We start from the raw sequence: 12,426 nt of genomic DNA, 5'->3' as shown, positions 1-12,426 counted from the left end.
TGAATCGATGTTCCCGGCGATGGCGCAGGGCAATGCAGGTACGCCGACCCCCGCGGCGATCGACGGCGTGTTTCGCGCGCTTGCCGATCCCAAGCGGCGCGACGTGCTAGAACGGCTCAACGCCGGGCCGGCCTCGGTCAGCGATCTCGCCGCGCCCTATCGCATGGCGCTGCCCTCGTTCGTCGAGCATCTCAAGATGCTCGAAGGCGCGGGGCTGGTGCGCTCGCGCAAGGCCGGACGAGTGCGGACCTATGAGCTGGTGCCCGAACGATTGCGGGTCGTCGACAATTGGCTGCGCCGCCAGCGCACGCTGTGGGAGGGTCGGCTCGATCGGCTCGACGCCTATCTGCTCGCAAAGAAGGAGAGACCCGAATGACCTCACCGCTCGTCACCCCCGATCCCAAGCTCGACCTGGTGCTGGAACGCGAGATCGATGTCCCCGTCGAGCTGGTCTGGGAGGCCTGGACCGATCCCGAAAGCATCAAGCACTGGTTTGTGCCCAAGCCGTGGGAGATCACCGAGTGCGAGATCGACCTGCGTCCTGGCGGCGTATTCCGATCGGTGATGCGTTCGCCCGACGGGCAGGAATTCCCCAACCTCGGCTGCTATCTGGACATCGTGCCGCTGCGGCGGCTGATCTTCACCGACGCGCTGTTGCCCGGTTTCCGCCCTGCGCCCAAGCCGTTCTTCACCGCAGGCCTCTATCTCGAGCCGACCGCGAACGGCGGCACGCGCTACACCGCGATCGCGGTCCACGGCAATGAGGAGACGCGCCAGACGCACGAGCAGATGGGCTTCCACGAGGGCTGGGGCACGGTGGTCGACCAGATGGTCGCGCACATCAAGGCATCGCTCAACTGACGTGCGGAACGTAGGGCGGGCGGCTCAGCCGAACAGGCTGCCGTCCGCCACTTCGCTATGCTCGACCTCGCGCGGGCGATCGAGGAGGAAGCGATCGTCCTCGGGATAATAGCGTGCGACGGCGATATCCGCGCCGGCAAAGGCACGGATATCGTCGAGCGACCGCCACCAGCTCATCGTCACCACCTCACTGGTGCCGTCGCCCAGGTCGCGGAACAGCATCTGCCAGCCGAGATTGCCGGGGGTGGCGGTGTAGTCCGTGCCGCCGGTGTCCGCGATATAGGCGCGGTACGCCTCGCGCTCGGCGGTGCGGATGACGCCACGCCAACGCCGCAGGATCATGTGCGGCGGCTCGCAATGTGGCGGTCGATGACGCTTTCCAGCACCGTCAGCGGGACGCTGCCGCCGAGGACGACCGCATCGTTGAATGCCTTGAAGTCATAACGCGGGCCTAGCGCCTCCCGTGTCTTGGTGCGCAGCGTGTTGATCTCGGTATGGCCGAGCTTGTAGCCGCATGCCTGGCCGGGCCAGGAGCAATAGCGGTCGACCTCGCCGCTGACTTCCTCGACCGACGATCCGTTGGCGGTGGCGAACCACTCGATCGCCTGCGCGCGCGTCCATTTCTTGGCGTGGAGGCCAGTGTCGACCACCAGGCGGCAGGCGCGGAAGGCGAGGGATTGGAGATAGCCGAGCCGCCCGATCGGATCTTCGTCATAGGCGCCCAGCTCGGCGCCCAGCTGCTCGGCATACAGCGCCCACCCCTCGGTATAGGCGTTGAACGACAGCAGCGAGCGGACCAGCGGCAGCTTGAAGGTGTATTCGCCCTGCCAGACATGGCCGGGGATGCCCTCGTGATAGGCCAGCGTTGGCAGGCTGAAGCGCGAATGGAGCGCGGTGGTGCGCAAATTGAGCCACACCTTGCCCGGCACCGTCCCGTCGATCGATCCCGCGCCGCCATAGGCTCCCGGCGCGCCCGGCTCCTCGGCGAGCGGCAGGCGCTTCACCTCGACATTGCCGGGCACCAGCGTGTGGAAGGCGCGCGGCATGCGGCTGCGCATGTCCATGATCCGGTTGGTCATGAACTTGAGGATCTCGGCGCGGCCGGCGTCATTGTCGGGGAACAGGAAGCGCGGGTCCTTGCCCAGCGCGGTCATCCGCTCGCCGACCGTGCCCTGGGTGAAGCCCTGTTTCCTGAGGATCACGTCCATCTCGGCCTGGAGCGCCTTCAGCTCCTCCTGCCCGGTGCGGTGCACCTCGTCCGGCGTCATCGTCGTGGTGGTGCCCGCGCGCAGCGCCCAGGTGTAGTACGCCTCGCCGTCGGGGAATTTCCACACGCCCGCATCCGTCGTCGCTCTGGCGCGGTGCCGCTTCAGCTCCGCGATCTGCCGGTCGAGCGCGGGCGCGATCTTGCCCGCCGCGATCTTCGCCGCCGCCGCCGCCTGATCGCCGGTGACGGGACGCTTGGTGGCATAGCTCGTCACCAGCTCCCACTTGCCGGGATCGGTGCCGCGGGTCAGCGCGATCTGCTTCAGGCATTTGTCGAGCAGGAAGTCCGGCGCGACGACGCCCTTGTCATAGGCGATCTTGAGCCGCTCGGTCTCGCCGTCGAGCAGCGCCGCATATTGATCGAACCGCGCGAGCCAGCTCGCCGCGTCGGCGGCGTTGTCGACCTTGTGCTCGGTATCGAGGAAGCGCGGGATGTCGAGATAGCCGCCGACATTCTGGACGACAACATAGGGCGAGTTACGCCAGCCACCGACCGCGACGTCGCCATAGGGGAAGGCCATGCCGTCGAGCGCGATCTCGAACGAGGTGCGCACTGCATCGACATTGGTGCGCATCACCGGGCTGAGCAACTTGGGATCGAGTGCCTTCAGCTCAGCCACGCGCTTGCGCAGCCCCTCGGCCACGCGCGCCTTGCCGGCGATGCTGCGGTCCTCGAGCTTCGAGCGCAGATGCGCGCGCTCGCCTTTGTCGATGCCGAGGCTGGTCGCGCCTTCCGGCCCGTTCTCCAGCAACTGCTCCGCGGCGGCGGCGAGCAACGGTTCCGCTGCCGCGTCCCCCGGCGCTGCAGCCTGGCCGCGCGCGCAGGCCGGCAGAACCGGCATCGCCGCGAGCGTGGCGGTGGTGGCAAGGAACTGGCGGCGAGTGGCGTGCATAGGGTCTCCGGAAACGCGGGAGGTGGTTACGGGTGAGACCTTAGGGGCGGCTGTTGCCCGGGGCAATTCCTCCCCCGACGGAGGAGGTGGCGCCGCGAAGCGGTGACGGAGGGGCGGCCGCGTAAGCGGCGGTGCTCGCGGCGAGGTTCCCCGCCGTCTTCGCGGCGGCCCCTCCACCGCCTTCGGCGGTCCCCCTCCCCGTGCCGGGGGGAGCTAAGAAGAACCGATCGCCTTCACCGCCTCGACCACCACCACGCCGCCGCGGACGCCGGCAATGCGCGCCTTCGCGCCCGCTGCGAGGTCAGGCCCCTCCGCCGGCCATTCGCCGTCGCCCACGCGCACGCGGCCGGTGCCGCCCTCGATCGCCTCGACCACCGTCACCGTCTGGCCGATCATGCGCGCCGCCCTGTTGTTGAGGTCGGGATCGCTGCTCGGCACCGGATTGGCGCCGTACCAGCGCTTGCCGACCAGCACGAACACCGTCGACCATGCCGCGAAGCTCACCAGCTGCCCCACCGGCCCAAGCTCGGGGAACAGCAGCGCCAGCACGCCGGTCACCGCCGCGCCCATCGCGACGAAGGTCAGGTACACGCCCGGCAGCATCAGCTCCGCGATCGCGAGGATCGCGGCGAGGATCAGCCAGATGAAGCCGCCCTGTTCGCTCCAGTTCATTCGCCGTCCTTCTGCACGAAGGGCGACTGGCGGACGCGTGCCGGAGCGGCCGGCGGCGCCGCGGGCGCGTCGAGCTTGCCCAGCGCATCCTTGGCCAGCTCGCCGATGCCGCCCAGCGTGCCGATCAGCTGAGTCGCCTCGACCGGGAACAGGATCGTCTTGGCATTGGGTGAGGTCGCGAACTTGCCGACCGCTTCCACATATTTCTGCGCGATGAAGTAGTTGAGTGACGCAGCGGAGCCGGATTCCACCGCCTGTGACACCAGCTCGGTCGCCTTGGCCTCGGCCTCGGCCGCGCGCTCGCGCGCCTCGGCGTCGCGGAAGGCCGATTCCTTGCGGCCCTCGGCCTCGAGGATGCGCGCCTGCTTCTGGCCCTCGGCGCGCAGGATCTCCGAGGCGCGCGAGCCTTCGGCCTCGAGGATGTTGGCGCGCTTCTCGCGCTCGGCCTTCATCTGGCGCGCCATCGCATTGACGATGTCGGCGGGGGGGCGGATGTCCTTGATCTCGACGCGGGTGATCTTGACGCCCCACGGCGTGGTTGCGTGATCGACTACCGACAGCAGCCGCGCGTTGATCTCGTCGCGCTTGGACAGCGTCTCGTCCAGGTCCATCGCGCCCATCACCGTGCGCAGGTTTGTGGTGACGAGGTTGAGCAGCGCGACATAGAGGTCACTGACCTCATAGGCCGCCTTGGCGGCGTCCAGCACCTGGAAGAACACCACGCCGTCGGTGGAGATCATGGCGTTGTCCTTGGTGATGATCTCCTGCCCCGGAATGTCGATCACCTGCTCCATCATGTTCACGCGGCGGCCGACGCGGTAGAAGAAGGCGGGGTAGAGATTGAACCCCGGCTTCGCGACCGTCGTGAAGCGGCCGAAATGCTCGATCGTATATTCATAGCCTTGCCGCACGATCTTGATGCTGGAGAAGAGGTACAGCAGCACCAGCAGCATGCCGACGAAGAAGGCGCCAACCGTCAGTTCCATGTCACTCCCCCGAAATCAGTCCGGCCTCGCAAAGCCCGCAGAACCCTAGCATAGAGCGCATATGAGCACAGTCCATTACATTGCCCCGCGCACCGCGCTGTTCCTGCCCGCATCGAACCCGCGCGCGATCGAGAAGGCGAGGGGGCTCGCCGCCGACATGATCATCCTCGATCTGGAGGATGCGGTGAAGGCGGAGGACAAGGCGCGCGCGCGGGAAGCTGCACAAACCGCAGAGGGGTTTGGCGATCGCCCGTTCGGCATCCGCGTCAACGCGCAGGACAGCGATCACTGGAAGGCGGATCTCAAGGCGGTCAAGAAATCCGCCGCCACCCATGTCGTCATCCCCAAGGTCGAGAAGCCCGAGACGATCATCTACGCCGCCGCCTATGCCGACCGGCCGGTGCTGGCGATGATCGAGACCGCCGCAGGAGTGATGAATGTCGGCCCGATCGCCAGCGCCACCGGCTGGGGGGTCGAGATGGCGGGGCTGATCGCCGGCACCAACGATCTCTCCGCGTCGCTCAGGCTTCCGCCCGCGGCGGGCCGCGCGCAGATTCAGCTCGCACTCCAGCTTATCGTGCTCGCCGCGCGCGGACGCGAGATCTGGGCGCTCGACGGCGTGTTCAACAAGCTCGACGATCCCGATGGGCTGGCCGCAGAGGCTGCCGAGGGCCGCTTGCTCGGCTTCGACGGCAAGAGCCTGATCCACCCCAACCAGATCGAGATCGCCCGCGCGGCATTCGACCCGTCACCGGCCGAGCTGGACGACGCCCGCGCACTCATTGCCGCCGCCTCGGGCGGGGCGGAGCGCTACAAGGACCGGCTGGTCGAGGACCTGCACGTCGAGCAGGCGAAGCTGCTGCTGGCGCGCGTGGGATAAGCACCTACCCATATTCCCCTCCACCCCGTACGCGGAACGTTTCGCCGATCGAATGATTGACGCCATGTACGCCGCACAGGCCATCGTCCCGATGCGGCGCGCGGAAGGAGGCGAGGGGTGCTGCTGGAGCTGAGGCGGGCGCATGACGTGCTGCTCTCCTGCCTGGATGAGCTGGAGAGGTTGACCCTGGATGACACGCTCGACCGGGCGAAGCTCGCGAACATCCGCTGGAAGCTGAGCAAGGCGAGTGCTGAACGGCGCAAGCGGGTGGATGCCGCGTGCGATTATCTGTCGATGCATAGCGCCACCTCGATCGACCGGGACCGCGTCGCTGCGTTGCGGGCGGACATTGCGGAAAACGTCGCCGCATCCTCAAGCCACGTCCGCCGCTGGTCGATGGATCAGGTGCTGATCGACTGGGACGGCTATCGCGCCGCCTCTGCCACGCTACGCAAGGCGATGCGGGGGCGTATCCTGCAGGAGCAACGGGCGCTCTATCCGCTGCTTGAGCGTGCCGCCGCCTGATGATGGGAGTCACCCCTAGCGCAGGCCGGTATCCACGGTTACATGGGCCGCCAACTTCCGACTCAGGACATTGGCGCGCTCATGGATATCCCTCTCGGCCTCACCTTCGACGACGTCCTTCTCTACCCGGGCGAGTCCGAGGTGCTGCCGAGCATGGCGGATACCCGCACGCATGTGACGCGCGACCTTGCGCTCAACATTCCGATCCTCTCCTCGGCGATGGATACGGTGACCGAAGCCGACATGGCGATCGTCATGGCGCAGCTCGGCGGCATCGGCGTGCTCCACCGCAACCTCACGATCGAGGAACAGGTCGAGGCGGTGCGCGCGGTCAAGCGCTTCGAGAGCGGCATGGTCGTCAACCCGATCACCATGGCCCCCACCGGCACGTTGGCCGAGGCGCAGGCGCTGATGGCGCGGCACAAGATCAGCGGCATCCCGATCACGGAGGAGAGCGGCAAGCTGGTCGGCATCCTCACCAACCGCGACGTGCGCTTCGCCGAGAACCCCAACCAGCCGGTCAGCGAGCTGATGACGCACGACAATCTCGCGACCGTCTCGATCGGCGTCGGGCAGGACGAGGCGCGGCGGCTGCTGCACCAGCGGCGGATCGAGAAGCTGCTGGTGGTCGATGCCGATTATCGCTGCGTCGGCCTGATCACCGTCAAGGATATCGAGAAGGCGGTCACCTATCCCGACGCCACCAAGGACGGCGCCGGCCGTCTCTGCGTTGCCGCGGCGACCACCGTTGGCGACAAGGGCTTCGAGCGGACCGAGGCGCTGGTCGATGCCGAGGTCGACCTGATCGTGATCGACACCGCGCATGGCCACAACAAGGATGTCGCGCGCGCCGTCGAGCGGGTGAAGAAGCTGTCCAACCGAGTCCAGGTGGTCGCCGGCAACGTCGCGACGGGCGAGGCGACCAAGGCACTGATCGGCGCGGGCGCGGATGGGGTGAAGGTCGGCATCGGCCCGGGCTCGATCTGCACCACGCGCGTCGTCGCGGGCGTCGGCGTGCCGCAGCTCACCGCCGTCATGGACAGCGCCAATGAGGCGGCGAAGTCGGGCGTGCCGGTGATCGCCGATGGCGGCCTGCGCACCTCGGGCGATCTTGCCAAGGCGCTGGCGGCGGGCGCCTCGACCTGCATGGTCGGCTCGCTGCTCGCGGGCACCGAGGAAGCGCCGGGCGAGACCTTCCTGTACCAGGGCCGCGCCTACAAGTCGTATCGCGGCATGGGCAGCGTCGGCGCGATGGGCCGCGGCTCGGCCGACCGCTATTTCCAGGGCGACATCAAGGATCAGCTCAAGCTCGTCCCCGAGGGGATCGAGGGGCAGGTGGCGTTCAAGGGCCCGGCCAAGGACGTGATCCATCAGTTAGTCGGCGGCATCAAGGCGGCGATGGGCTATACCGGCGCGGCGACGATTCCGGACCTGCAGAAGAAGGGCCGCTTCGTCCGCATTACCGGCGCCGGCCTGCGCGAGAGCCACGTCCACGACGTGACGATCACGCGCGAGGCGCCGAACTACCCCACGCGCTGAGATGCGACCGGCCCTTTAATTTCAAACACTAGCGCCGAACGGGAGCGTTCATTACCTTCGCGCGTTCGCACATCAGGGAGCACATCGTTACGCTTCCGGCGGACAAGGAGGCGCTGTGAGCACGTCAATCGGGACCGGATCGCAGCCACCACCCGATTTCCTGCTTGGAGGAGGTGAGATGGGGCGCCGCATCGCGGCGTTCGACTGGGCAGGCACCTCGGTCGGCCCGATCGACCAATGGTCACAGAGCCTGCGTGCGATCACCGCCTTCATCGTCAACTGCCCGGTGCCGCTGGTGATGTTGTGGGGCGCCGACGGCATCATGATCTATAATGACGGTTATTCGGTCTTCGCCGGGGACCGCCACCCGCGCCTGCTCGGCTCGAAGGTGCTCGAGGGCTGGCCCGAGGTCGCCGACTTCAACGCCAATGTCATGAAGGTCGGCCTGTCGGGCGGGACGCTTGCCTATCGCAATCACGTTCTTCGCCTCGATCGCACCGGCGTGTTCGAGGATGTCTGGCTCAATCTCGATTATTCGCCGGTCTATGACGATGCCGGGCAGCCTGCCGGCGTGCTCGCGGTGGTGGTCGAGACGACGGCTGCGGTTAAAGCCGAAAGCGCGCTGCGCGACAGCGAGGCGCGGCTCCGCTTCCTCGACGAGCTCGGCACGCAGGCGTCCGCCGCCAATGACCCGCAGGAGATCCTTGCGACGACGACGCGGATGCTCGCCGAGAAGCTCGGCGCATCGAACTGCGCCTATGCCGACATGGACGAGGACCAGGACGGGTTCACGATCCGTGGCGATTGGGCCCGCGAGGGATCGCCGTCGATCGTCGGCCATTACAGCCTGGCCGATTTCGGCGAGATGGCGGTGCGCAACCTGAGCGCGGGCCAGCCGCTCGTCATCAACGACAATCGTGAAGAGATCGCTGCGCACGAGGCCGCGACCTTTCAGGCGATCGGCATCGCCGCCACCGTGTGCATGCCGCTGGTCAAGAACGGCCGGCTCACCGCACTGATGGCGGCGCATCACAAGCTTCCGCATCATTGGACGCCCGAGGAACTGGCGCTGATCCGCGATGTTACCGAGCGGAGCTGGGCGCATGTCGAGCGGGTCGGCGTCGAGGCCGAGCTGCGCCGCACCGCGGCGCGGCTGCGCGAGCTGAATGAGGTCTTGGCGAGCCGCGCGGTCGAGAGCCAGACCCAGTTCCGCCTGCTGGTGCAGGGCGTCACCGACTATGCGATCTACATGCTCGACACAGCCGGCGTCGTGTCGAGCTGGAACGCAGGCGCGCAGCGGATCAAGGGATATGCCCCCGACGAGATCGTCGGCCGCCATTTTTCGACCTTCTATGCCGAGGAGGATCGCGACCGGGGCGAGCCGCAGCGCGCGCTGGAGACTGCACGCCGGCACGGCCGCTTTGCCGCGGAAGGCTGGCGCGTACGTAAGGACGGCACCCGCTTCCGCGCCAGCGTGGTGATCGATGCGATCAAGGACGATGACGGCCATCTGATCGGCTTCGCCAAGATCACGCGCGACGTGACCGAGCGGGAAGAGGCGCAGCGCGAGCTGGAAATGGCGCGCGAGGCGCTGTTCCAGTCGCAGAAAATCGAAGCGATCGGGCAGCTGACCGGCGGGGTCGCGCATGATTTCAACAACCTGCTGATGGCGATCACCAGCGGCCTGACGCTGCTGCGCAAACGCGTGCCCGACGATCCGCAGATAGAACGGCTGATCGAGAATTCGCTGCAGGCCGCGGAACGCGGCGCCGCGCTGACCCAGCGCATGCTCGCCTTTGCCCGTCGCCAGGAACTCAAGCCCGAGCGGATCGATGTCATTGCGCTGGTCGCCGACATGCGCGGGCTCTTGCAGCGCACGATCGGGCCCGAATGGACGATCGATCTCGGTTTCCCCATGAATCTCCCGATGGTGTCGGCTGACGCCAACCAGCTCGAGATGGCATTGCTCAACCTCACGGTGAACGCGCGCGATGCGATGCCCGGCGGCGGGCGCATCCGGATCGAGGCGGTCGAGCAGCAAGTGATCGGGACGGTGGGTGATCTTTCGGAGGGCTTCTATGTCCGCCTGACGGTGCGCGACGAGGGAAGCGGGATGGATGCCGAAACGCTCGCGCGTGCCACCGAGCCGTTCTTCACCACCAAGGGCGTCGGCAAGGGCACCGGGCTGGGCCTGTCGATGATACATGGCTTTGCGCGGCAGAATGGCGGTATCCTGCAACTGGAAAGCGAGCCCGGGCGGGGCACGGCGGCGCATATCTGGCTGCCGGTCGACCAGGGCGTCGCGGACGTACGCGCGCCGCGCGTCGAAGATTCGCCGGTCAGCCGGACCGAGCCGCTCGTCGTGCTGGCGGTGGACGATGATGCGCTGGTCCTGATGAATACCGGCGCGCTGCTCGAGGATCTCGGCCATACGGTGATCGAGGCTTCTTCCGGTGCCGAGGCGCTCGACGTGCTGCGCGCGCGGCCCGACATTGCGCTGCTGATTACCGATCAGGCGATGCCGGGGCTGACGGGCAGTCAGTTGATCGCTGCCGCACGCGAGTTGCGCCCGACGATGCCCGTGATCCTGGCGACGGGCTATGGCGAGACCCCGGCGGATCTGACGGCGCACATGGTGCGGCTCAACAAGCCCTTTACCCAGTCCGAGCTCAATCGCGCGGTCGCCGAATCCGCACTCGAGCTCTGCTGAGCGGCAGCGGAGGGGACGCCGCAGCGCCCCCTCCCGGCCATTCAGCCCTCGACTTCCCTGGCCAGCGCCTCGAGCAGCTCACGGCAACCCTGCTCGCGCATCGTGCCGTCGTCGCGGCCGTCGAGATAGGCGCCCTGCTCGGTCTGCACGAGCAGCGTCCCGCCGTCCTGCGCCACCAGCTCGATCGTGGTGAGCGAGGCCGACATTGGCTCACCCGCCATCGCCATGCGATAGCAATAGACCAGCCGCTCGCCCGGAACGATGTCCTGGTAGATGGTCTCGTTGAGGATCTCCGGTCCGCCCTGATAGGCGAAGCGCGAACGCTCATGGCCGCCGATCTCGAAGGCGGGGGAGTATTCGAAGATCTCCCATCCTTCCCCCTCGATCAGCCAGCGGCGCTTGGCATTGGGGTCGGAAAAGGCCCCGAACACGCGGTCGGGCGTTGCGTTGTAGAAGCGCTCGAGGCGGAAGGTGCTATGCACGGCGGGCTTGGTTTCGGTATCGGTCATGGCTTGTCTCCGGTTTCGTTGAGAAAGGCGGCCAGCCGGTCGAGCTTGCGTTCGGACGGATGGCGCCGGGCTTCGATCCACAGGGCGAGCGCGTCCATGCCTTCCGGCTCCAGCCGGCAGATGCGGGAACGCCCGACCTTCTCGCTTGCGATGATCCCCGCCGCCTCCAGCACCTGCAGATGCTGCATGACCGCCGCGAGCGACATGTCATAGGGCTTGGCCAGCTCCCCGACCGCAGCCGGGGCGTTGCTCAATCGCTCGATGATCGACCGACGGGTCGGTTCGGCCAAAGCGCGAAGCAGGGTATCGACGTCTTGATGCTTAAGCATGCGCTTAACTAATGACTCGAGTTGATATTAGTCAAGTGAAAACTTAAGTATCGAATCGGAGCCTTCAGCAGGTGCCGGTTGCGAGCCTTTTTCCCTCCATGCGGGAATTTCCGCGCCGCGCCCACAGCACCATGACGAGGCCGATCGCTGAGGTCGCCGCACCCGCCAGCGACACCGCCGGATAGCCGAGCCCGCCCGCGATCACCGCGCCGCCCAGCGCCGCGCCGATCGCGTTGCCGAGGTTGAACGCGCCGATATTCACCGACGAGGCGAGGTTGGGCGCGTCGTGCGCCGCGGCCATCACCCGAACCTGCAGCGGTGGCACCAGCGCGAAGCTCGCCACGCCCCACAGGAACACGAGTACAGCAACCGGCGCGTGGAACGGCATCAGCACCGCAAAGGCGATCAGCACCGCCGAGAGCGAGGCGAGGGTGACGATCAACGTGCGGTCGACCGACCTGTCGGCGAACTTGCCGCCCAGCCAGTTGCCCACGGTCAGCCCGACGCCATAGACCACCAGCATCGCCGTCACGAACGCCAGCGGGGCGTGGGTCTGCGTCTGCAGGATCGGGGTGATGTAGGTGAAGACGGTGAACATCGCGCTCGACCCGATCACGGTGAGGCCGAGCGCCGCGAGCACCGGCTTGCGCGCCAGCACGCGCAGCTCGTCGGCGACATTGCCGCTTGCCGGCGCGGGCATCGCGGGCAGGGTGAAGCGCAGCGCCGTCATCGTCACCACGCCCAGCCCCGCAATCGCCCAGAAGGACGCGCGCCAGCCGAGATGCTCGCCCGCCCAGGTGGCGAGCGGCACGCCGACGATCGTCGCTACCGTCAGCCCCATGAACATAGCCGCGACCGCGCCGGCCTTGCGCTCGGGCGGGACCAGGCTCGCCGCGACGATCGATCCGACGCCGAAGAACGCGCCGTGGTTGAGCGAGGTGATGATCCGCGCACCTAGCAGCATCCAGTAGCCGTCGGCGATGGCGGAAAGCAGGTTGCCGAGCGTGAAGATCGCGGCGAGCCCGATCAGCAAGGTCCGTCGCGGCACTCGTCCGGTGGTCAGCGTCATCAGCGGCGCGCCGATCAGCACGCCCAGCGCATAGGCGCTGACCAGCAGCCCGGCGGCTGGGATCGAGACGCCCAGATCACTGGCGATCACGGGCAGCAGGCCCATCGGCGCGAACTCGGTCACGCCGATGCCGAAGGCGCCCGCGGCGAGCGCGAGCAACGGGGGATTGAGCTTCATGTCGGTTCTT

The 12,426-nt window shown here is 67.3% G+C and carries 13 protein-coding genes; 6 read left to right on the top strand and 7 right to left on the bottom strand.

Features of this window, described 5'->3' with window-relative positions; translation table 11 throughout:
* Positions 1 to 7 precede the first annotated feature (7 nt).
* Positions 8 to 376 (top strand): metalloregulator ArsR/SmtB family transcription factor, encoded by a 369-nt coding sequence (locus tag VGD28_RS06380; protein WP_331027496.1) that lies wholly within the window; start codon positions 8 to 10, stop codon positions 374 to 376.
* Positions 373 to 861 (top strand): SRPBCC family protein, encoded by a 489-nt coding sequence (locus tag VGD28_RS06375; RefSeq protein WP_331027495.1) that lies wholly within the window; start codon positions 373 to 375, stop codon positions 859 to 861. The genes VGD28_RS06380 and VGD28_RS06375 overlap by 4 nt, the downstream gene beginning before the upstream one ends.
* A 24-nt stretch (positions 862 to 885) precedes the next feature.
* Here the strand turns inward: VGD28_RS06375 and VGD28_RS06370 are convergent, their stop codons facing one another.
* The 4 genes from VGD28_RS06370 to VGD28_RS06355 form a co-directional block, all read right to left on the bottom strand.
* Positions 886 to 1,203 carry a hypothetical protein gene (locus VGD28_RS06370; RefSeq protein WP_331027494.1) on the bottom strand — a complete coding sequence of 106 codons (318 nt, stop codon included), beginning with the start codon at positions 1,201 to 1,203 and terminating at the stop codon, positions 886 to 888.
* Positions 1,200 to 3,020, bottom strand: coding sequence for a DUF885 domain-containing protein (locus tag VGD28_RS06365; RefSeq protein WP_331027493.1), 1,821 nt, complete (start codon positions 3,018 to 3,020; stop codon positions 1,200 to 1,202). Before VGD28_RS06365 ends, VGD28_RS06370 begins: the two co-directional genes overlap by 4 nt.
* A 213-nt stretch (positions 3,021 to 3,233) precedes the next feature.
* A complete protein-coding gene (locus VGD28_RS06360; protein WP_331027492.1) occupies positions 3,234 to 3,692 on the bottom strand; it encodes an NfeD family protein in 459 nt (152 codons plus the stop codon).
* Positions 3,689 to 4,678, bottom strand: a complete 990-nt coding sequence (locus tag VGD28_RS06355; RefSeq protein ID WP_331027491.1) for an SPFH domain-containing protein — start codon at positions 4,676 to 4,678, stop codon at positions 3,689 to 3,691. The genes VGD28_RS06360 and VGD28_RS06355 overlap by 4 nt, the downstream gene beginning before the upstream one ends.
* 61 nt (positions 4,679 to 4,739) lie before the next feature.
* On the opposite strand from VGD28_RS06355, the gene VGD28_RS06350 reads away from it, so the two are divergent.
* The 4 genes from VGD28_RS06350 to VGD28_RS06335 all read left to right on the top strand — a co-directional run bounded on the left by VGD28_RS06350 (position 4,740) and on the right by VGD28_RS06335 (position 10,332).
* Positions 4,740 to 5,558 carry a CoA ester lyase gene (locus VGD28_RS06350; RefSeq protein WP_331027490.1) on the top strand — a complete coding sequence of 273 codons (819 nt, stop codon included), beginning with the start codon at positions 4,740 to 4,742 and terminating at the stop codon, positions 5,556 to 5,558.
* A 117-nt stretch (positions 5,559 to 5,675) separates the two neighbouring features.
* Positions 5,676 to 6,083, top strand: coding sequence for a hypothetical protein (locus VGD28_RS06345; RefSeq protein ID WP_331027489.1), 408 nt, complete (start codon positions 5,676 to 5,678; stop codon positions 6,081 to 6,083).
* Positions 6,084 to 6,164: 81 nt separating this feature from the next.
* The gene (guaB, locus tag VGD28_RS06340; RefSeq protein ID WP_331027488.1) at positions 6,165 to 7,622 is read left to right on the top strand and encodes an IMP dehydrogenase; all 1,458 of its coding nucleotides are present in this window, start codon (positions 6,165 to 6,167) and stop codon (positions 7,620 to 7,622) included.
* Between the two features lie 178 nt (positions 7,623 to 7,800).
* Positions 7,801 to 10,332 (top strand): PAS domain S-box protein, encoded by a 2,532-nt coding sequence (locus VGD28_RS06335; RefSeq protein ID WP_331027487.1) that lies wholly within the window; start codon positions 7,801 to 7,803, stop codon positions 10,330 to 10,332.
* Positions 10,333 to 10,373: 41 nt separating this feature from the next.
* Here the strand turns inward: VGD28_RS06335 and VGD28_RS06330 are convergent, their stop codons facing one another.
* The 3 genes from VGD28_RS06330 to VGD28_RS06320 all read right to left on the bottom strand — a co-directional run bounded on the left by VGD28_RS06330 (position 10,374) and on the right by VGD28_RS06320 (position 12,416).
* Complete coding sequence (locus VGD28_RS06330) at positions 10,374 to 10,841, bottom strand: SRPBCC family protein (protein ID WP_331027486.1); 468 nt, start codon at positions 10,839 to 10,841, stop codon at positions 10,374 to 10,376.
* Positions 10,838 to 11,170 (bottom strand): ArsR/SmtB family transcription factor, encoded by a 333-nt coding sequence (locus VGD28_RS06325; RefSeq protein ID WP_066577774.1) that lies wholly within the window; start codon positions 11,168 to 11,170, stop codon positions 10,838 to 10,840. Before VGD28_RS06325 ends, VGD28_RS06330 begins: the two co-directional genes overlap by 4 nt.
* Before the next feature lie 64 nt (positions 11,171 to 11,234).
* Positions 11,235 to 12,416: an MFS transporter gene (locus VGD28_RS06320; RefSeq protein ID WP_331027485.1), complete on the bottom strand. Its 1,182-nt coding sequence runs from the start codon at positions 12,414 to 12,416 to the stop codon at positions 11,235 to 11,237.
* Positions 12,417 to 12,426: the final 10 nt, after the last annotated feature.

This window comes from Sphingomonas sp., assembly GCF_036402235.1.
In the GTDB taxonomy this organism is placed as follows: domain Bacteria; phylum Pseudomonadota; class Alphaproteobacteria; order Sphingomonadales; family Sphingomonadaceae; genus Sphingomonas.
This window is presented reverse-complemented; position numbering and strand designations above follow the sequence as displayed.